We start from the raw sequence: 20,775 nt of genomic DNA, 5'->3' as shown, positions 1-20,775 counted from the left end.
CTCTCCTCTAGTGTTCGGGATGATCCGTCCCGGTCTTCTGCTCACTTGATGAGCTTTCTGACGTACAGCGCGGCGTCGCCGGCGTAGAACCCGGCCGCGACTGGCGCCACTCCGCAGGTCAGCAGGCCAAGCCCGGCAGTGCTGACCCCGAGGACTATGCAGACCGCTACGATCGCGGCTGAGGCGGTGGCGTTCGACAGGTTCTGGAGCGCCCGGTCCTGCTCCTCGCGTGTCGTCGCGATATCCAGCTCGTAGAGCCGGTAGGGGATCTCCGCTGCGGTGACGATCGTGCTGCCGAAGCTGAGCGCCTTGAGCGCCGGGGCCATTGTCTTTGATACGATTGCGAGCCGGTCGGCGGCGGCGTTGGACCTGAAGACGCTCGCGATCGCGCCTGATGCGTCCCCCGCGGCGAGCTTGGCCTCCCGCGATTGCACGATCTTGGCGACATAGCCGGCATACCCCCCGCGAGCTGCATCGGCCACCTCGGCTGCGATCCCGGTCGTTGGGTATCGCGATCTTATGCTGTTCCGGAACGCGAGCCGCGCCTCGCTCAGCTGTCGGGCGATGGCGTCGTCCACTACGCTGCCGCCCTTGATCCAGTCCTGGCGAATGGTGGCGATGCTGTCCCAGTAGAGCTGCCGCGCCTCGGCGATCTCCCGGGCTAGCGGCCCGGGAAGCGGCGCCCATCGCCGGACGGACACGCCGGTCTCGTTCAGTACGATCGACTTGAGGACCTCCTCGATCCTGGCGGGCTCCTCGGCGGGGATCCAGCACGCGTTTCCGCTCCCCTGCCTGGCTCTGATAAGCGAAATGGGAGCGTTCTCGTCACGGACCGAGGACGCGTAGTCGAGCACTTCCGGTGGCGTGCGGGGGTGGCTGGTCGCGGCATTATCCGCGGTATGACGCGTCTCCACGTCCTTAGCCGCCGTTGCCGCCATCCGACGACTTCGGAGCCAGATGCGCCTGGGCTCGGGCTCGGAGGAGTTCTGCCCGCGCGTGCACGAGGTCGTGCTGAGCAGCCGCTCCCTTCTCCTCCAGCTCCCGCATGCGCTCCGAGAACTGCTCCGTAGATGCGATCAGGCCTACCTGAGCGTCCGCATGGAGGGCGCCGGAGTCGTAGGAGAATGAGGTCGGCTCGAAGATAACGTTGACCAGTCCATCCTTGATCATGTTCGGCGTAGAGAAGGAACGGGCCAGGAGGCTTCTGACGTCAAGGTCGCCGGCTTCCCCTGACTGCTCCTTGAGCATCTTGGAGGCGACGGCCGGGAATGTGGTCGTCGAGAACGACTCGCCAGTATCGGAGCTGGCGAAGAGCATGCCTTTCTCGAGGAGGCTCTTCGCCTGGTTGGCCTCCGTCTTGAGCGCCTCGGCTGAGGGGTCGGTGTCTGGCTCCTGGTATTCAGCCTTGATCGACGAAGCCAGCCGCCTGGTGAACGCGGTGAAGAACGAGTCGGCGATCTGCGAGATGTCGTAGGGGAAGACCCCCGGTTCGGAGAGATAGGAGAACAGGTCGGAGAGGTCGGAGCGCGTGAACAGCTTCTCCTCGCGGAACTCCTCGAGCTCGGCAAGGTAGGGGCCCGCCTCGACGTGGAAGTCGAAGTCCTCCAGTACGAGGTTGGCGTCGAAGTCGTTCATAACCTTGAAGAGGTTGATGTTGAGCGTGCGGCCGACGTTGATGTTCTTCACCTTGAAGCTGGTGCTCGTGCTCGTGTCGGTTGCGCGCTCCTCGGTCACCGATACCTCTACGCTCTCCTTGTTCTTGCGCGTGACCTCCTGGGAGGCGCGCGCGACCGAACGGTTGAGCTGACGGCTCATGTCCTTGGTCGTCGTCGAGGTTGAGAAGTTTGCCGATCCTGAGAAGCCACCGTACGAACCGCCTGCCGACCCGCCGGCGGACTGGGTGGTCTCCTTTTCCTTGCGGACTTCGGCTTCGAAAAGCGTCTCGAAATCTTGGCGGTCGACACGCGTCACTTCGGCGAGCGAGCTGGTCTTGATCGATCGGGAAGTGGTGTACTTCTGTGTAGCGGTGATGGTCACCTGCCGTTCCTCGCCGGGGGCGAGCGGAATCGATGCAACCAGCTCGCCGAGTGAGGTGCCGGTCCAGGCGAGCCGATAGGAGAGCTTCTCCTCTGTGGCGATGTTCGGGAAGAACTCATTGATCAGCGGCGCGACCGGACGGAAGACCAGGCGGTAGCCGATCATCATCCGCTCGCCGATCACCGTCTCTTCGTAGAAGGGGATGCCGACGATGCACTTTGAACGGAACGCCTCGCTGGCGAGACATCGACGATGGATCTCCTGGAGGGTAGTTCCGTCGAGGGTGGCCATCCCTCCCGCGCCGGGCCGAAGCAGGAACACCTGATAGCCCTGCGCCCGGTAGAGGTCCGCGGCCTCTACCCATGGATCGTAATCCGGTACGACGTGCTCGTAGTAGGTGAAGGTGCGCTCATGCGTCTGCCAGACGGTGCGGTAGTGCCACTTCTTCTTGCCCCAGAAGTTCCGGGTGTAGTGATCCTTCTCCTCATAGCTGGTCTTCCAGCTGACTGTGCGCTGCTGGGCCCGGTAGAGCTCGCCGGGCTGCAGGGTAGCATTGATGGCCGCGCCGGTGTTGTTCTCGTAGTACGTCATCGGTTCCGGAGTGAGCACGACCAGCTTGTAGCCGAGGCCCGAGGCGGCATCGGCGAGCCTGATGAGCAGCTCGTCGACCTCCGGCTGCGCGGCGACGAGCGACCTGTACTGGGCGCTCAGCGCGGGAATGGTCTCGAATAGCGCACTCGAGAGCTGGCCAGTGGGCGCGATGAGCTGCTCGGCCCGGCTGGCGAGAGCATCCGCGAGCTTCTTCTCCTTCTCCAGCCTCTTGTACTGCTTGTGAATGAGAGCGGCGTCGGCTCGGATGATCTCGAAGGCGGTGAAGGACTGCTTCGCCGCTGCCTGGGCCCGATCCGCGGCATCGGCCGCCGTGTCCGATGCGGGCGCATAGAAGACCTGAACCAGCTCGACGATGCGGCTCCACGTCTCGTCGGGCTTTCCAATGAGCTCTGCCTTGAGGACCGGCTTGACCGTGTTGTCATCGGCAAGACCAAGCGGAAGGTACCAGCGATCCTCCCCCTGGCTGGTCGGGAGGTGGAGCACGCAGCCCTTTTCGATCCTGATGACCCCCGTGGCGACAGGAGCAGTGCGGAAGTTCCGACTTTCCTGCGTACGGCCGAAGATGAACTGCTTGGCTTCGACCTGATCGCCGACCTTGGTCGAGTACACGGTGCTTGGATCGTGGAGGTAGGCTGGCCGCTGGTCTAGATCGTCGTGGATGTGCCGCTCCAGCACATCGCTGTCAGTGCGAGGACCCTTTCCGAACCAGGCCGCCTCGAACAGTTCACGTCGACGCTTCGCCAGTTCAGCCCGGATCATGGTCTCATCGACGCCGCAGTCTCTCAGCACCGCCTTCCAGAAATCATCGTCGGAGATGGTTCGCTTGCGACTGAATGAATAGGCCGTTGGCGCATTGCGTAGATTGTGCGGACCCTTGATCTGCAGGGCCGCAGGAAGCTCGAGACGATAGGCATCGGTCATGGAACTGTCCCCCTGCTACTGCACAGCGGCGCATCCACTGGGCGGGATGGTCCGCAAGTGATTTAGTTCGGCCCGATCGGCGTGAGCCTAGGGCGCCCCATCAGACCAGTCCATTCGCTGCGAGGTTTTTGCACCCAAAATGGGTCCATCTTCCCCCTTGGGTACGTACGATCGGGAAATGCGAGGTCGAGAACCAGATCGGCCGCGCCCTCGCCGCGGCGAGATTGCGGTTCTGCGGCATCCAGGTCGGGTTCTGCGCCGCCGGCGATCTGTCCTTGAGCTGATCGGCTCTTCGCGCCAAGCAAGGCTTCGGGAGGAACTAGTGGCAGCTTGGACACTCACAGGGGTCGCTGTCGCGCTCACCGTCTTGCTGGTAATCGGTGTTCTGACGCAGTTCCTCATTCGGCTGGCCTCCCTGATCCGGACGCGTCGGCCAGCGCATCTCGCTCTCACGGCGGTCGAGCAGCCCGCCCTCCTGGTGACGCTCGTCCACGGCACCTTCGCGCGCAGGGCCGCCTGGACGATGCCGGACTCCAGTTTGAGCCGAGCGCTTAGTCTGGGTCCCGGTAAGGGAATCCTGGTGCGTCGTTTCGAGTGGAGCGGATGGAACTCCATCGGCGCGCGCCGCGCTGCGGCTCGTGATCTGCACCTCGACCTCACTGAGGTGGCTCGGCGCTTTCCGCGCGCCCGGCACATCGTCATCGGTCATAGTCACGGCGGCAACGTAGCGCTGGATGCCATGCGGCTCTCTCAGGCGCTCCTGACAGACGGGCTTATCTGCCTTGCGACTCCGGTACTGACGCCGTTGCGGCGGAGCTTTGGCGCGGGCGAGGAGATGACTGTCCTGACCTCATTCTTCGTGGCGTTGGCGGCCCCTGCCATCCTCATCCTCAAGCTCTGCGGCGCTTCAGAAGCCTGGCAGGAGGGCGCCGTCGCCGCAGCCCTGATCCTCGCGCCCATTTGGTTCGCTCGCGCCCGGAGCCTGAGCGACGCCGTAGCCGGGTCGATGCCCGATGGAGCACTTGACCCGGAACGCTTGGTATTCGTCCGGAGCCCCTCCGACGAGGCGAGTGGCTTTATCGCGACCCTCTCATTGATGAACTGGACTGTGGGTCGGATAGCCTTCTGGCCTTATAGGACGGTCGACTGGCTGATCAGGCTGGTGGATCGCAACAGGTCGAATGTTCTTGCCGGGCTGACACTGCTCCTGGGACTTGGTGTGCTTCTCGCACTTACGGCGATCAACGCCGCATCTGCGGACGCGGCCGCGGTCAGACCGCAGGCCCAAGCGCTCTACGCCGCCGCCCTGCTCGCGCTTGTCGTCGGCATGGCTGGCATGCTGCTGGTGTTGACCGCCCAGGTGCTGAAGCTTGCCCGTGCGCGGATGTGGGTTCTGGCGGTCGCCTGGCCGATCACCATTCCCGCCGGGCTGATCGCCGGCTTCCTCCTTCTGCCAGCCGTTCTTCTGGCGAGCCTTTCCGGCATGGTCGCCATCGGCTGGGAACTGCTGATCTGTTCCGTTTTCGTCGAAGTCGCGGCGGAGCCCTGTCCGACCGGTGAGTGGCAGGTCATTCAGCTGCCGCCTGTGAGCGGCGCCGGCTTGCGGCACAGTAGCGTCTACGAAAGTGATGCTGGGATTGCAGCGATTCTCGCTGCAGTTGAGCGTCTTGGGGAATCGACGCTCGTGAGTTCGATGCAGCGATCTGACGAGGCATCGTCCGCGTTGCCTTGGGGGAGTGCAGCGCCGCTGCGACATACCTGAGTAGGTTCGCTGCCCTTCGCCGGCCGCCGAAAGCCAGAGCTGTCACAGGCGGTGGCGAAGCGGACTTCAGGCGTCGATCGTGGACAGAAGGGCAGCTGGCGGGCGTCCGGCAAGTCGCTCGACCTGATCTGCCCACCGCTGCAGCGCCTTAAGCTTCTCGGCCCTATATCTGTAGACGTTGTAGATGCCCGCGACGCCTCCAAGCGATCCGGAAATGTGGTTCAGCGTGGCCTCCACGTGCTCAAGCGGAATCCGCAACTCCGCGCACATCGTCGAGAAGGTCCGTCGCAGGTCGTGGACCACCCAGCCTTCGACGATGCTGGCGCCGATCATCCCGTCCATCCGCGCCTTGGCCTTGCTGAACCCGCTAATCGGGCTCCGACCATTGGTGGTCAGCACGAGACCTGTCCGCCTCTCAGGGGGGGCGAGTGCCTCGAGGACCGCGCGCACCTGCCTGGAGAGCGGCACGAGATGCGGTGTTTTGTTCTTCGTGCGCGAGCCGGGGATCAGCCAATCGCCAGTCTCGAGGTCGATCTCGGACCAGTGCATCCCGGCCACCTCCCGGAGCCTCTGCCCTGTCAGGAGCAGCAGCAGGTAGAGCGCGCAGAACTGCGGGATCAGCTGAGGGAGGACGGAGCAGAGTGCCCGTATTTCCGGACGGCGCAGGAACCGCTGGCGCTTCCCTTCCTTGAACGGCTTCTTGACGCCCGCCATCGGCGACGTCTCCAGCACGTCCTTGTCGATGCCCCAGGTGAACAGCCGGGATAGCCACTTGTAGGCCTTGTTAGCGGCCGGCTGGCTGCGCTCACCGACGTGGGCGAGCATCGCCTTGACGTCCTGCTTCGTGATCCGGTCGACGCGCTTGTCCTTGAACCAGGGCCTCAGATCGCGGTCGAAGGTCTGCTCGATGTCCTTGCGGCTGCGCAGGTCGTTGGCGACGACGTGGCGCTGGATGAACCGGTCGGCGTAGGCGCCGAACGCGAGGGTGCGGTCCGCCTCTTCCTCCCGTGCGCCAGCGTCCCGGACGAGCCGGATGTGAGCGAGCGGGTCGGTGCCCGTCCGGATCATCGCCAGGAGGTCGAGTGCCCGGCTCCGCGCCGTCTCGGCCGTCCAGGGCGAGCCATGAGCACCGATGGTGTAGCGGCGGGACGGCGCGCTGCGGCCGCCCATCCTGTAGTGCAGCACGTAGGTCCGGCGGCCGCTGGAGGTGACCTCGACCCCGAACCCCTTTACGTTCTCGTCCCAGTGGACCTCTCTCTTTCCGTGCTCCGGGCGGGGGAGGGCGTCGACGGTCTTCTTGCTTATCCTGATCGCCGGCCTGCGCTCCCGCGCGGCCACTGAACTCGTGCTCATGCTGGTCATCCCGCTCAGCACCTGCTCAGCACGCCAACGGGAACTCGTTGCGCCTCTGGGTGCCCTGTTGCGGTATAAGTCACTGGGGCAGGGCCGAAAACTAGACCTGCTGCGTCACGTTGCGTCCTATTGCGCGTGACCCACGAGCCTTGGTAAGGCTGAGGTCGTGAGTTCAATCCTCACCGGCAGCACCATTTTCTAATAAAGTACCTGCACTTGCCTCTTCGTAGGTACTGCTAAGGAATACGGGGTTAGGCGCCCGCCGATTGAGCTGTTGCTGAGCAATGGGGCCTGACCAGTTTCGGGGCATATCCATCGCAGCGCCACCCATCTCGCCTACCATTGCGCAGTTTGGTTGATCTCGGCACACCCTTGCGCATGCTGAGATCGCCGTCACTTGCTCCTGATCCCCGCGCCTTGCGCCGCGCCGCGGCCGCTGCACGGGCCGTTGGACGTTCCGAAGAGGCGGAACGGCTGCAGCTGGCCGCAATCGAGGCGTCCGTTTCCGATCCTCAGCTGATGGAGGCGGGCGCGGCAATGGTAGCCAACGATCTCCGTCGGGCCGAGCAGTTGCTCCGGCCAAGGCTGAAGGACGATCCGTTCGATGTCGCGGCAATCCGGATGATGGCCGAGCTGGCGGGCCGTCTTGGACGTTACCGGGACGCCGAGGCCTTGCTGCGCCGGGCGCTCGAGCTGGCACCCGGCTTTGGTCCGGCCCGCGCCAATCTCGCCACGGTGCTGCACCGCCAGAACCGGTCGGACGAGGCGCTCGTTGAGCTCGACCGGCTGCTCGCCGAAGAGCCGGACAACCCGACACACGCGAACCTGAAGGCGGCGGCGTCGGCCCGGCTCGGCGAGTTCGATGAAGCCATCGCCCTCTACGAAGCGGTGCTGGAAAGGGCTCCGGATCAACCGAAAATCTGGATGAGCTACGGCCATGTGCTGAAGACGGTCGGCCGCCAAGCGGAGGCGATCGCCGCCTATCGCCGCGCCATCGTCATTCGGCCGGGCTTGGGCGAGGTCTGGTGGAGCCTTGCCAATCTGAAGACGGTCAGCTTCGCCGATGAGGATGTTGCCGCGATGACGGCTGCACTGGCGAGCCCCGGCCTGAGCGACGAGGACCGGCTGCACCTTCATTTCGCGCTCGGCAAGGCACTGGAAGACCGCGGTTCGGCCGAAGCCTCGTTCGGTCATTACGTCCGTGGAAACGCCATCCGCCGGGAGCAGCTTCCTTATGCGCCGGAGGACACGGACGAGCAGGTCCGGCGGGCCAAGTCGATCTACACACCTTCGTTCTATGCCGCTCGGCAGGGCTGGGGTTGCCCCGCGCCCGATCCGATCTTCATCCTCGGCATGCCGCGCGCCGGCTCGACCCTGATCGAGCAGATCCTCGCCAGCCACAGCCAGGTCGAAGGCACGATGGAGCTGCCCGACATCCCCGCCTTAGCGGCGCGCACCGGATCGGGTGATACGCCGGTCGATCAGCTGACCGCCGAGCAGGTCCGCAAACTTGGCGAGGAGTATCTGGAGCGCACGCGTATCCAGCGGAAGACGGATCGGCCGTTCTTCATCGACAAGCTGCCCAACAACTGGGCACATGTAGGGCTGATCCGCCTGATCCTCCCCAATGCAAAGATCATCGACGCCCGCCGCCATCCGCTCGCCAGCTGCTTTTCCAACTTCAAGCAGCATTTCGCGCGCGGCCAGAGCTTTACCTACGGACTGCGCGACGTCGGCCTCTATTATGCCAGCTATGTCGAGCTGATGGCGCATTTCGATCGGGTGCTGCCCGGCCACATCCACCGCATCATCTATGAGCGGCTGGTCGATCATACGGAGGCGGAGATAAGGGCGCTGCTCGACGCCATGCAGCTGCCGTTCGAGGAGGGCTGCCTGCGCTTCTGGGAGACCGACCGTGCCGTGCGGACGGCGAGCTCCGAACAGGTCAGGCGCCCGATCAACCGGGACGGGCTGGAACCTTGGAAGCCCTACGAACCCTGGCTTGGCGAGCTCAAGGACGCGCTCGGCGACGTGCTCAGTGACTATCCCGCGGTCCCACCTCGGCTGACCGTTGCATAAGCGCAACAGTCAGCCGTGAAAGTGGCGGATTTCCGCCGTTCCCCTTTGACGAAGTTCTGAAACCAGACGAGCGTCACCCCTGGGCCGGTATCGGTGGGGAGAAGAGATTGTGCGCCGGAAGAATTGGACTCCGTTGATGGTCGCTCTGCTCGGCAGCTCGATGCTGGCGGGCCAAGCCTTGGCACAGCCGGAGCCGTCGCAGACGGCAGCCGCTGCCGAAAACGCCGATCTGGGCGACATCGTGGTCACCGCGCAGCGGCGGGAGGAAAGCCTGCAGAATGTGCCGATCAGCATCCAGGCGCTCGGCACGCAGAAACTCGAACAGCTGAACGTCGCCAGCTTCAACGATTATACCAAGCTTCTGCCCAGCGTGTCGTTCCAGACCAGCTCGCCCGGCAACACCACTGTTTATTTCCGCGGCGTCGCCTCAGGCGGCGACGGCAATCATTCGGGCTCGCTGCCTTCCGTCGGCTTCTATCTGGACGAGCAGCCGATCACCACGATCGGCGGCACGCTGGACATCCACATCTACGATATCGCGCGGATTGAGGCGCTGTCGGGGCCGCAGGGCACGCTGTACGGCGCTTCGTCCGAAGCAGGCACGATCCGCATCATCACGAACAAGCCAAACCCGGCTGGGTTCGAAGGCGGAGTGAATGGCGAGATTAACACGGTCCGCAAAGGCGGCGTCGGCGGCGTCCTGGAGGGCTTCGTCAACGTTCCTTTCAACGACCGAACGGCGCTGCGTCTGGTCGGCTTCTACCGCAAGGATGCGGGATACATCGACAATATTCTGGGCACCCGCAGCTTTATCGGCGGCCTCAGCACCACCAACGCCGCCTTTGTCGAGAAGAACTTCAACGATGTCGATACCTTTGGCGGCCGTGCGGCGCTGGGCATCGATCTCGATGACGATTGGACGGCAACCCTCAGCCTCATCGGCCAGGACCAGAAAAGCCGCGGCTCCTTTGGCTATGACCAGAGCCTGGGCGATCTGAAAGTCCAGCGGTTCAACAATGATCGCAATCACGACCGCTTCTACCAGGCGGCGCTGACCGTTCAGGGCAAGATCGGCAACTGGGACCTGACCTATGCCGGTGCCTATATGCACCGCAAGCGTAACGGATCGAGCGACTATATCGATTATGCCGAAGCCTATGATCAGCTTTATGCGGATTATGGCGGGCTCGCAGGCTATTTCTATTATCAGGACAATGCCGGCAACACGATCTTGCCGCAGCAGATCATTGCGGGCAGCGACAACTTCAAGCGCCACAGCCAGGAACTGCGCATTTCCTCGCCGTCAGACCAGCCCTTCCGCGTCGTCGGCGGCCTCTTCTACATGCGCCAGTCCAACGACATCTTTCAGGACTACCGCGTCGCCAATCTGGGCGCGGCCGTATCGGTCAACGGCAATCCGGGCACGCTTTGGCTGACCAAGCAGAAGCGCGTCGATCGCGACTATGCGATTTTCGGCGAAGCGAGCTTCGACATCACTCCTAACCTGACGCTGACCGGAGGCTTGCGCGGCTACAAGTTCGACAACACGCTGATCGGCTTCTTCGGTTTCGGCCGCAATCCCGGCATTGATCCGGATGATGGCCGGCCATTCACGGCGAGCCCATTCAACGCCGCTGGCAGTTCGCGCACCGGCGTCGCCGGCTGCTTCGTCGGTGATGGCCGGACACTGCGCGAGGTAATCAACAACAGCACTCAAACGCCACAGCTGCTCCCGGCTGTCATTCCGGGCACGCCCTGCACCAATCTCGCGGATGTCGAGGGCGGCCAGCTCAAGCCCAAGCGCACCAAGGACGAGGGGGTGCTCTACCGCGGCAACATCACCTGGAAGCCCGTCGAGGACAAATTGCTCTACGCGACGGTCTCCAAGGGCTTCCGGCCGGGCGGCATCAATCGCCGGGCGGGCATCGATCCCTATGGTGCCGACTTCCTCGAAAACTACGAACTTGGCTGGAAGACCACCTGGAACAATACGCTGCGCTGGAACGGTGCGGTCTATTACCAGGAGTGGAAAGCCTTCCAATTCTCCTATCTCGGCGAGAACAGCTTCACGGTGATTCAGAACGGACCGGACGCGCGCATCTACGGTATCGAGATGGATGTGACCTGGAACCCGACGCCGGGCCTGACGCTGACGGCGAGCGGTGCCTATACCGATGCCAAGACCAAGCAGAATCTCTGCGCCTTCAACGATCCGACCTTCGCCTGCACCGCGCCCGGACCACAGGGCCAGGCGAACGAAGTGACTGCGCCCAAGGGCACGAGGCTGCCGATTACGCCCAGGTTCAAGGCCAATGCTTCGGCACGCTATGAATGGGACATGGGCGACCTGAGGCCTTATGCGCAGGCGGTGGTCGCGCATTCCGGCGGCGCTGCATCCGACATCCGCGTCGATTTCGCCGCTGCCCAGGGACGGCTTCCCAGCTGGACCACCGTCGACTTCGCCGTGGGCGCGAACTGGCAGAAGTTCACCACGGAGCTGTTCGTCCAGAACGCGTTCGACGAGCGGGCGCAGATCACCCGCTTCGTGCAGTGCGGCCAGTGCACCGACCGGCCTTATGCCGTCGTGCAGCGTCCGCGCACGATCGGGTTCAGGGCCGGATATCGCTTCTGAGCTGTTCGTCATTGCGAGTATCGCGAAGCAATCCAGTGCCAGCGCCTGGATTGCTTCGCTGCGCTCGCAATGGCGGCCTCCCGGTGCTAGCGGGCAGGGATGATCCGCATCCTTGCCGCCGCCGCGGCGCTTTCTCTGGCAGCTCCTGCTTTGGCTCAGACGCTCACGCTCGAACGTATCTTCGGCAACCCGCCGATCTCCGGACCCACGCCGCGGCTGGTCAAGCTGTCGCCGGACGGTCGCTGGCTGACCTCGCTGCGTAACCGCCCGGACGAGAAGGAGCGGTTCGACCTGTGGGCCGTCGACACCGCATCGGGCGCGGAGCGGATGCTGGTCGACTCCAAGAAGTTCGGCACCGGGGCCGACTTGTCCGAAGACGAGCGCATGCAGCGCGAGCGCGCCCGTATCGCCGACCAGAAGGGCATTGTCGCCTATGACTGGAGTTCGGACGCGCAGCGGCTGCTCGTGCCGCTGGATGGCGACCTTTATCTTGCCGGCCTCGACGGTCAGGTCCGCAGGCTGACCCAGACCGAGACAAGCGAACTCGACGGCACCGTCAGTCCGCGCGGCAAGTTCGTTTCCTTCGTCCGCGACCAGAATCTGGTGCTGATTGACCTTGCCGCGGGCAAGGAGAGAGCGCTCACCCGTGACCGCAAGGGCACGCTCAGCTGGGGCGTGGCCGAGTTCGTCGCGCAGGAAGAAATGGACCGGCACCGCGGCCATTGGTGGTCACCGGACGACCGGCGCATCGCCGTCGCTCGCGTCGATGAGAGCCCGGTTGCGATCGTCACCCGCGCCGCGATCGGGGCCGACGGCACGCGCGTCTATCCGCAGCGCTATCCCAAGGCCGGCACCGCCAATGCGCGTGTAGACCTCTATGTCTTCAATGTCCGGGGCGGGAAGCCGGTCAAGGTCGATCTCGGCCCGGATCCGGACATCTATCTCGCTCGCGTCAACTGGACGAAGGACGGGTCGGCGCTGCTGGTCCAGCGCCAGAGCCGCGACCAGAAGCGTCTCGACCTGCTCCGTGTCGATCCGGCGACGGGCAGGGCCACGCTCCTGTTCACCGAAACAGCCAAGACCTGGCTGAACCTACACGACAACCTCAAGCCGCTTTCCGACGGCAGCCTGATCTGGTCGTCGGAGCGGGACGGCTATAGCCATCTCTATCGCTGGCGCGACGGCCAGTGGACGCAGCTCACGCGCGGGCCATGGCAGGTCAAGTCGCTGCTGGGCGTCGACGAGGGCAGAGGTCTCGCCTGGATCCTCGCTAACAAGGACACGCCGCTCGAATGGCAGGTCTATGGCACGTCCATTGATACGGGCGGCGAACCGCGGCGCCTGACCGAGACCGGCTTCTCGCACAATGCCAAGATGGACGAAGCGGCGACGCGGCTGATCGTCGGCCGCTCGAGCACCACACAGCCGCCGCAGGATTATCTCGCCGATAGCGAAGGCAAGCGCCTGCTCTGGATCAATGAGAACCGGCTGGCCGGCGACCATTCCTATGCGCCGTTCGTGCGCGGCCATGTTGCGCCGGAGTTCGGCACCGTGAAGGCGGCGGACGGCCAGACGCTCCACTACAAGCTCTATCGACCTAAGAGTGAAAGCCGCCGCGGCCCCGCGCTCCAGATCGTCTATGGTGGTCCGGGCGCGGGCCGGCAGGTGATGAACCAGTGGGACTCGCTGGTCGTCCAGTATCTGCTCGACAAGGGCTGGACAGTCTTCTCGATCGACAATCGCGGCACGCCCGATCGCGGCAAGGCGTTCGAGGAGCCGATTTACCGCGCCATGGGCGGGGTCGAGGTAGAGGACCAGCTTGCCGGCCTGGCCTGGCTGAAGAAGCAGCCCTTCGTCGATCCGAAGCGGGTGGCGGTCTATGGCTGGTCCTATGGCGGCTATATGACGCTGAAGCTGCTGGAGGCGGCGCCCGGCGCCTATGCCGCTGGCGTCTCAGGCGCTCCGGTCACCCGCTGGGATCTGTACGACACCCATTATACCGAGCGTTACCTCGGCAATCCGGCCACCGATCCGAAGCCGTACCAGGCGTCGGACGCGCTCCCGAACGCCACTTCGATCAAGGACCCGCTGCTCGTCATCCACGGCATGTCGGACGACAATGTCGTGTTCGACAATTCGACCGCGCTGATGGCGAAGTTACAGGCGTCGGCGATCCCCTTTGAGACGATGGTCTATCCAGGCTTCGGCCACCGCGTTGCGGGCCCCGGCGTCAGTGTGCATCTCTGGCGCACGATTGAGGCCTTCCTGGATCGTCAGGTGAAGGACGCCAAGTGACGACGCCGCTGAAGATCGACGGCCTAGTGCCGGACGCACTGGCTCCCAAGCGTTTCCGCATTTTTCTTACCGACTTCGACCTGCCGGTTGATATCGGCTTCCATGATTTCGAGGTCGGCACGCCGCAGCGCCTGCTCGTCAGCGTTGAGGTGCTGGTCGAGCCCGAGGCCTTTGCCAGTGAGGACACCCAAGCCGCTGCCTGGAACTATGATTTCCTGCGCACCGAGATCCGCCGGATGACCACGGGCCGCCGCTTCAACCTGCAGGAAACCCTGGTCCGCGAGATTTACGACCTGATCGTAGCGCGTAAAGGCGTGCAGGGCCTCAAGGTCAGCGCGCGCAAGCCCGACGTCTATCCCGATTGCGCCGGCGTCGGTGTGGAGATCAGCTCCTTCTGAGCGGCCTGGTGCGGGTGCAGGTTCCAAGCCTCTCCAGCACATAGGCATAGTCGGCGCGTGCGGCCTCGGCCGACGCCGCGTCCAGCTCCGCCGTCGCGCTGTCGGGCAGGCTGCGCGGTAGTCCGCAGGCGAGGCGGTACCAGAGCAAGGTGTCGCGCACCGGCGGTTGGGCGGCCTCGTCCACCACCTCGCTCAAGGCTACCGACCAGCTGCGTTCTTCGCCCGGTCGGCGCAGCACGTTGAGCGAGATCGGACGGCTGTCGCGGGTGGACAGGAAGATTTGGGTCTCGCCCTCGCCGGGGATTGCCCCTGCGACATGGAAGGCGCTGGCAACGCCGGTAACGGGCGCCGGCGCATCGGGCCGCACCGCCTCGGTCAAAATGGCGCGGACCTGCTGCTCGATGGCCGGGGTAAGTGCAATCTGCCCGTCACGGGTCACCAGCTGCAGCTCGCCTGACCGTCCAGGCACCTCGCGTGCGAGTACCAGCATCGTCGCTTTTTTGAGCTTTGGCACCTTGCCTTTGGTGTCGAGCGGCACATCGGCCAGGTAGCGAACCTGCGGCGGGATATTGTTGGGTCCGCGAATCAGTCGCGTCGCAACCGCCTCGACGAACAGCCGTGCATGGCCAGCCGCCAGGCCCGGCGCCTGTTCGGGTTCCAGCCGAATCGCCCGCGTAACGGTCACGATAAGGGCGACGGGTGCGGCCAGGGCTCGGTCGGCGAGGTCAGCATAGCTATAGTCGGGCGCCGCCGGGGCTGTTTGGGCCGGACTGTCCACCGCTGTCAGAAACACGGCTGCCGTAGCGGCAAACAGGCTCGGGATACGCATCATTCCTCATGCGTTAAGACCTTTGTGCGGGCTTCGGCTAGCACAAAACTGTCATAGTGGGACCGTAGGTTTCCAGGGTCCGACAAAGCGTTTGCGTCGGTTAATGTGCGGAGATAGAGAACCGGACTTCTGCCTAGACCAGAACCAAAGACGGGCGGATTGACTTAAGTAGCGGCACAGGTCGGCGCTCCCTTCGCTCCGGTCTGAGGCCGAGAGAGGGAGTCTCGTTACTGAATGGCCTACGCTGACCAAAGAGGCTTGAGCGGTAGCAAGCTCGCATCGATCGTCATCGTTATCCTGATCCATGCGCTGCTGGGCTATGCGTTCGTGACTGGTCTCGCGTTCAACGTCATCAAGAAGGTCGCAACGGACCTCAAGACGTTCGACGTCGAGGAAGAGCCACCGCCCCCCGAGGAGCCGCCGCCCCCGCCGCCGCCCGATCAGAAGGTCGAGCCGCCGCCCGTGGTGACTCCGCCGCCGATCGTTCAGTCGAACGTGCAACAGGCGCCTACCATCGTTACGGTGCCGAATCCGCCGCCGGTCTTCGTGCCGACGCCGGCTCCGCCCGCGCCGCCTCCGCCGCCGCCTCCGCCTGCGCCTGTGGTCTCCAAGGCCGCGTCCGCCAAGGGTGATCCGGCCCGTTTCATCACACAGGATGACTATCCGCCGCGCGCTCTGCGCGAAGGGGCGGAAGGCACCACGCGCATCACCTGGGACATTAATGCGCAGGGCCGCGTAGAAAATTGCCGCGTCACCTCCTCCAGCGGAAACTCCGATCTGGACGATGCCGCCTGCCGGGCGATGACTCGCAAGGGTCGTTTCTCGCCGGCGCTGGACCAGGCCGGGAACCCGATGAAGAGTTCCCAGTCGCGGAACGTGAAGTGGGTCATTCCGAAGTAATGGCGGTGCCGCCGCGCGTCGAACGTTCGAACTATCTCAGAGGATTATAAGCATGATCACCCAAATCGCTTTCCTGCAGGAAGCCGCAGCCAAGGCCGGCGAAAACCCCTATGGCCTGTGGGCCGCGCTGGAACAGGGCGGTGTCATCGCCTGGTCGACCTTCATCATCCTGGTCGGCATGTCGGTCTTTTCCTTCTACATCCTGTTCACCAAGCTGTTTGAGCAGCAGAAGATCATCAACCAGGGCAAGAAGATCCGCCAGAGCTTCTGGAATATGACCAGCCTGCGCGAAGGCGCGAACAAGCTGGAGAAGAACTCGGCCTATCGCCAGATCGTCGACGACGCGCTGGTCGCCCAGGAACAGCATGGCAAGCTGACCGACCCGGTCGAGGCGCATGACTGGATGCACGGCTCGATCAACCGTTCGCAGGGCCTGATCAACTCGAAGCTGGGTGGCGGTCTCGCCTTCCTCGCGACCGTGGGTGCGACCGCGCCGTTCATCGGCCTGTTCGGTACCGTCATCGGTATTTACCGCGCGCTGATCAAGATCGGTCTGGCCGGCCAGGCGTCGATCGACGCCGTCGCGGGTCCGGTCGGTGAGGCGCTGATCATGACCGCGTTGGGTCTGGCCGTGGCCGTGCCGGCGGTGCTTGCCTATAACTGGCTGCAGCGCCGCAACAAGGCGATCGCCGAGGACCTGTCGGCCTTCTCCAACGACGTTCTCGGCTACATGATGTCGGGTGGCACGGTGAAGCCGGCCAATCTGCGCGGTGCTGCTCCGGCCGCGGCGAGCACCTCGACCAAGCCGCAGCCCTCGACCGCCAAGCCGACCACCACGACCACTGCCGGTCAGGTCGGCGGCGTTCAGCCCAAGGCCTAAAAAGAATGCCGGCGGGCGCTCGTCCGGGCGCCCGCCACCGTCACCGTCGGCTCTGGCCGGCGGTCAAGACAGGATAGGATCCTATGGCAGTTGCACTCGGGGGTAACGACGAAACCCCCATGTCGGACATCAATACGACGCCCCTCGTGGACGTCATGCTGGTGCTCCTGATCATCTTCCTGATCGCCGTTCCGGTGGTGATCCAGACGGTGGAAGTGAAGCTTCCATCCGTGCGCTTTGACCCGACGACGACCAAGCCCGAGAATGTCTCGCTGACCGTCCGCGCCGAGCCCGATGGCTCGTGCGGCGTCTATTGGGGCCTAACCAAGGTCGGCGCGCAGGAACTGCTCGACCGGGCGGTGGCGAAGCTGCGGCGCGAGATCGACCGTCAAGGCGGTCCCAATGCGCCGGGCCTGGAGCTTCCGGAAGCGCATATCCGCGGGGATGTGAATACGCCCTACCGGTGCATCGGCGGTACCATCTACACTATGCAGCTCGCCGGCTTCAGCCGGGTCGGGTTCATTTCCGAGCCGCCTCCGGGCGGCGCCGTCCAGCGGCTGTAAGGAGTAAGTCATGGCAATCTCAGGTGGCCGCGACGACGGCGAACCGATGGGCGAGATGAACACGACGCCGCTCATCGACGTCATGCTCGTGCTCCTCATCATGTTCATCATCACCATTCCGATCCAAACCCATGCGGTGAAGATCGATTTGCCGGTGAACAGCGACCAGAATACCCCGCCGCCGATCGATCCGATCAAGAACAAGGTGTCGGTCGATCCGGCCGGCACCATCACCTGGAACGGCTCGCCGATCGATATCGTGACCCTGCGCCTCTACCTCGACCGCACCAAGGCGATGAGCCCGGAGCCGGAGCTGCACGTGCAGCCCGACCCCCAGGCACGCTATGTGGTGGTCGACCAGGTGCTGGCTGTCATCAAGCGCTCCGGCGTGACCAAGATGGGCTTTGTCGGCAACGAGCAATATCGCGCGTTCTGACCTGAGCTAGTTGGGTGATAAAGCGGGCGGGGCCGAGAGGCTCCGCCCGTTTTGTTTGCATCGTCATCCCCGCGAATGCCGGAACCCAGTCGCGTGGTTCTCCCGGCGACGGAGACTGGGTCCCCGCTTTCGCGGGGATGATGAGGTGGGTAGGGGAGCCGAGTGCACGACCTTCCCATCCACACCGTTCTGCCGGACCTGCTCGCCGCCTTGCGCGAGCGGCCGAACGCGGTTGTGGTGGCGCCCCCAGGAGCCGGCAAGACCACCGCCATCGCCCCCGCGCTGCTGAGCGAACCCTGGTGCAGCGGCGAAATCCTGCTCCTCTCTCCCCGGCGCATCGCCGCGCGTGCAGCGGCCGAGCGGATGGCGGAACTAGCCGGCGAGCCGGTCGGCCGCCGCTTCGGCTATGCGACGCGGATGGACAGCAAGCGCACGGCCGGAACGCGCGTGACGGTTCTCACCGAAGGCATTTTCCTCAACCGCATCCAGGCCGATCCCGAACTCGCCGGCGTCTCGGCCCTGCTGTTCGACGAGGTGCATGAGCGCAGCCTCGACAGCGATTTCGGCCTCGCCCTCGCCCTCGACGCGCAGGAGGCGCTGCGTCCCGATCTGCGCATCCTCGCCATGTCGGCGACGCTCGATGGCGCGCGTTATGCGGCGCTGCTCGGTGATGCGCCGGTGGTGCAGAGCGAAGGCCGTTCGCACCCGCTCGAACTGCGTCATCTCGGCCGCGACGCCGCGCTCCGGATCGAAGACGCCATCGCCTCCGCCATTCGCCGTGCCTTGCGGGAGGAGGATGGAGGCATCCTCGCCTTTTTGCCCGGCGTCGCCGAGATCGAGCGCACCGCCGAGCGGATCGGCCCGCTTCCGGACACTGTCGTGCTGCACAGATTGCATGGCCAGGTCGATCCCGCGGCGCAGCGCCTCGCGATCGCGCCCGCGGGTCCGTGCCAGCGCAAGCTGGTGCTCGCTACCTCTATCGCCGAGACCAGCCTGACCCTCGACGGCGTGCGTGTCGTGATCGACGCCGGGCTTGCGCGACGTCCGCGCTATGACCGTCAAGCAGGCATGTCGCGGCTGGTGACGGAACGGGCGAGCCAGGCGGCTGTGACTCAGCGCGCCGGTCGCGCCGCGCGCCAGACTGCGGGCGTGGCCTATCGGCTGTGGGAGGAGGCGGCCACATCCGGCCTCCCGCGCTTCGATCCGCCGGAGATACTCGAAGCGGACCTCTCGCCCCTGCTGCTGGCGTGCGCAATCTGGGGCATCGCCGACCCGCGCCGCCTCCGCTGGCTCGATCCGCCGCCCGAAGCTGCGATCGCCGAAGCGCGGGTACGCCTGTCAGCGCTCGGCGCAGTCGACGCAGAGGGCCGCCCGACGCCCCACGGCCGCCGCATCGCGGAGCTGCCGCTGCCGCCGCGCCTCGCCCATATGCTGGTCGCGGCCGAACCGCTCGGCCTGCTCGACACTGCTGCCGAGGTTGCCGTCCTGCTCCAGGAACGTGGGCTGGGCGGCAGTGACGCCGATCTGGACCTGCGCCTCCAGCGCTGGTGTGGGGAGCGCAGCAAGCGCGCGGAAGCGGGCAGGGGACTGGCGCGGCGTTGGAGAACACTGGCGCGAGGCGGCACCGCCCCACTCGTCCCGAGCGCAGTCGAGGGGCGTGTCCCAACTGCCGAAGATCGCCCCTCGACTGCGCTCGGGACGAGCGATGTAGGAGTGGCTGTGGCCCTTGCATTCCCCGATCGCGTATCGAAGCGCCGCTCGGCAGATGGCGCCGACTGGATCAGCGCCGGCGGGCGCGGCTTCCGTCTCGACCCGGCGTCACCGCTCGCCCGCGCCCAGTGGCTGGCTGTCGGCGAAGTGCAGGGGGCTGCATCAGGTGCCCGCATTCTCTCGGCCGCGGCCATCGGCGAGGCGCCGGTCGAGCAGCTCTTTGCCGATCGCATCGAGACTGTCCGCCAAGTTCTTTTCGATCGCGCGTCCGGCGCTGCGATCGCCACGCGCGAGCGTCGTCTCGGCGCCGTCCGCCTCTCGTCCGGCCCCGACCCTAATGCCGCCCCCGCGGAGATCGAAGCGGCGTTGCTGGAGGGGGTCCGCGCCCACGGCCTTCACCTTCTTCCCTGGCCACCCGCCGCCGAGGCGCTTCGCACCCGCGCGGCATTCGCGGGCCTTGATCTCACCGACGCGCGCCTCATGGAGCAGCTCGACGAGTGGCTGCCGCCGCTACTAGCAGGCAAGCGCCGTCTCGACACGATCGCCCCTGCCGCGCTGATCGAGGCGCTGGAGGTGCTAATCGGCTGGGATGGCAAGCGTCAGCTCGATCAGCTCGCACCGCCACATTTCACCTCGCCCGCCGGCTCGACCCATCCGATCGACTATGGCGCCGAGGCCGGCCCCACCGCCGAGCTGCGCGTGCAGGCGCTGTTCGGGCTCGCGGAGCATCCGACCGTCGGGCGCAACCGCGTGCCGCTTGTGCTGAGCCTGACCTCGCCCGCCGGGCGCCCGATCCAGACGACACGCGATCTTCCCGGCTTCTGGCGCGGCAGCTGGGCTGCGGTCGCGAAGGAAATGCGCGGCCGCTACCCCAAACACCCCTGGCCCGACGATCCCGCCAATGCGGCGCCAACGCTTCGCACCAAGGCGGCGGATGCGCGGCGCAGCCAATGATGTTCTCACTAAGGGTACGAAGGTCACGAAGAACCTTCTTCGCGTTCTTCGTGCTCTTTGTGAGAACAAACACCTCTTCGCTTCGAGGCTTCAAACGGCGCGCGACGCAGGTTAAGGGCAACTTATGCCTGACGCCCGCATCTTCCAGCGCCCGAAGAACTCGACCCAGTCCGGCCGTGCCGGCACGGATCGCTGGGTGCTGGAACATATCCCGCGCGAGCCTACGCCCCTCGATCCGCTGACTGGCTGGAACGGACTTGCCGACACTCAGGCACAGGTGAAGCTGCACTTCCCGACGCTGGAAGCCGCCAAGGCATATGCCGACAAGAAGGGCATCAGCTACCATGTCGTGCCGGCGCCCCAGCCGAGGCTGAAGCTCCAGGCTTATGCGGATAACTTCCGCTGAAAGCTCCA

The 20,775-nt window shown here is 65.0% G+C and carries 15 protein-coding genes and 1 tRNA gene; 12 read left to right on the top strand and 4 right to left on the bottom strand.

Annotation, left to right across the window (positions count from 1 at the left end):
* Positions 1-41: 41 nt before the first annotated feature.
* Together VGT77_RS04160 and VGT77_RS04155 are read right to left on the bottom strand one after the other, a co-directional pair.
* Positions 42-938, bottom strand: coding sequence for a hypothetical protein (locus tag VGT77_RS04160; protein WP_327459859.1), 897 nt, complete (start codon positions 936-938; stop codon positions 42-44).
* Positions 919-3,570: a hypothetical protein gene (locus tag VGT77_RS04155; protein ID WP_327459857.1), complete on the bottom strand. Its 2,652-nt coding sequence runs from the start codon at positions 3,568-3,570 to the stop codon at positions 919-921. The genes VGT77_RS04160 and VGT77_RS04155 overlap by 20 nt, the downstream gene beginning before the upstream one ends.
* Positions 3,571-3,937: 367 nt before the next feature.
* Here VGT77_RS04155 and VGT77_RS04150 point away from each other — a divergent pair, with 367 nt between their 5' ends.
* The gene (locus tag VGT77_RS04150; protein ID WP_327459855.1) at positions 3,938-5,332 is read left to right on the top strand and encodes a hypothetical protein; all 1,395 of its coding nucleotides are present in this window, start codon (positions 3,938-3,940) and stop codon (positions 5,330-5,332) included.
* A 66-nt stretch (positions 5,333-5,398) separates the two neighbouring features.
* Here the strand turns inward: VGT77_RS04150 and VGT77_RS04145 are convergent, their stop codons facing one another.
* Positions 5,399-6,694 carry a tyrosine-type recombinase/integrase gene (locus tag VGT77_RS04145; RefSeq protein WP_327459853.1) on the bottom strand — a complete coding sequence of 432 codons (1,296 nt, stop codon included), beginning with the start codon at positions 6,692-6,694 and terminating at the stop codon, positions 5,399-5,401.
* A gap of 75 nt (positions 6,695-6,769) precedes the next feature.
* Here VGT77_RS04145 and VGT77_RS04140 point away from each other — a divergent pair.
* The 5 genes from VGT77_RS04140 (at position 6,770) to VGT77_RS04120 (ending at position 14,089) form a co-directional block, all read left to right on the top strand.
* Positions 6,770-6,879, top strand: a tRNA-Thr gene (locus VGT77_RS04140).
* A gap of 184 nt (positions 6,880-7,063) precedes the next feature.
* Positions 7,064-8,764 (top strand): tetratricopeptide repeat-containing sulfotransferase family protein, encoded by a 1,701-nt coding sequence (locus VGT77_RS04135; RefSeq protein ID WP_327459851.1) that lies wholly within the window; start codon positions 7,064-7,066, stop codon positions 8,762-8,764.
* A 136-nt stretch (positions 8,765-8,900) separates the two neighbouring features.
* The gene (locus tag VGT77_RS04130; protein ID WP_327459850.1) at positions 8,901-11,396 is read left to right on the top strand and encodes a TonB-dependent receptor; all 2,496 of its coding nucleotides are present in this window, start codon (positions 8,901-8,903) and stop codon (positions 11,394-11,396) included.
* A gap of 99 nt (positions 11,397-11,495) precedes the next feature.
* Positions 11,496-13,691: a S9 family peptidase gene (locus VGT77_RS04125; RefSeq protein WP_327459849.1), complete on the top strand. Its 2,196-nt coding sequence runs from the start codon at positions 11,496-11,498 to the stop codon at positions 13,689-13,691.
* Entirely contained in the window at positions 13,688-14,089 is a 402-nt protein-coding gene (locus VGT77_RS04120; RefSeq protein WP_327459848.1) for a dihydroneopterin aldolase, read from the top strand. The genes VGT77_RS04125 and VGT77_RS04120 overlap by 4 nt, the downstream gene beginning before the upstream one ends.
* Here the strand turns inward: VGT77_RS04120 and VGT77_RS04115 are convergent.
* Positions 14,076-14,921 (bottom strand): hypothetical protein, encoded by an 846-nt coding sequence (locus VGT77_RS04115; protein WP_327459847.1) that lies wholly within the window; start codon positions 14,919-14,921, stop codon positions 14,076-14,078. The two genes, VGT77_RS04120 and VGT77_RS04115, sit on opposite strands and share 14 nt — an antisense overlap.
* A gap of 231 nt (positions 14,922-15,152) precedes the next feature.
* Here VGT77_RS04115 and VGT77_RS04110 point away from each other — a divergent pair, with 231 nt between their 5' ends.
* The 6 genes from VGT77_RS04110 to VGT77_RS04085 all read left to right on the top strand — a co-directional run bounded on the left by VGT77_RS04110 (position 15,153) and on the right by VGT77_RS04085 (position 20,767).
* On the top strand, positions 15,153-15,818 hold the full coding sequence (locus tag VGT77_RS04110; RefSeq protein ID WP_327459846.1) for an energy transducer TonB: 666 nt from the start codon (positions 15,153-15,155) through the stop codon (positions 15,816-15,818).
* A 52-nt stretch (positions 15,819-15,870) separates the two neighbouring features.
* Positions 15,871-16,698 carry a MotA/TolQ/ExbB proton channel family protein gene (locus tag VGT77_RS04105; RefSeq protein ID WP_327459844.1) on the top strand — a complete coding sequence of 276 codons (828 nt, stop codon included), beginning with the start codon at positions 15,871-15,873 and terminating at the stop codon, positions 16,696-16,698.
* 83 nt (positions 16,699-16,781) lie between these two features.
* Positions 16,782-17,261, top strand: a complete 480-nt coding sequence (locus tag VGT77_RS04100) for a biopolymer transporter ExbD (protein ID WP_327459842.1) — start codon at positions 16,782-16,784, stop codon at positions 17,259-17,261.
* A 10-nt stretch (positions 17,262-17,271) separates the two neighbouring features.
* Positions 17,272-17,697 carry a biopolymer transporter ExbD gene (locus tag VGT77_RS04095; RefSeq protein WP_327459840.1) on the top strand — a complete coding sequence of 142 codons (426 nt, stop codon included), beginning with the start codon at positions 17,272-17,274 and terminating at the stop codon, positions 17,695-17,697.
* Between the two features lie 162 nt (positions 17,698-17,859).
* Positions 17,860-20,361, top strand: coding sequence for an ATP-dependent helicase HrpB (gene hrpB / locus VGT77_RS04090; RefSeq protein ID WP_327459838.1), 2,502 nt, complete (start codon positions 17,860-17,862; stop codon positions 20,359-20,361).
* A 124-nt stretch (positions 20,362-20,485) separates the two neighbouring features.
* Positions 20,486-20,767, top strand: a complete 282-nt coding sequence (locus tag VGT77_RS04085; protein WP_327459836.1) for an ETC complex I subunit — start codon at positions 20,486-20,488, stop codon at positions 20,765-20,767.
* The last annotated feature ends 8 nt before the right edge of the window (positions 20,768-20,775 follow it).

It is taken from the genome of Sphingomonas sp. (assembly GCF_035944535.1).
GTDB lineage: Bacteria > Pseudomonadota > Alphaproteobacteria > Sphingomonadales > Sphingomonadaceae > Sphingomonas_B.
Note: the sequence above shows the minus strand (reverse complement) of the source record. Positions and strands in the feature narration are given on the sequence as shown.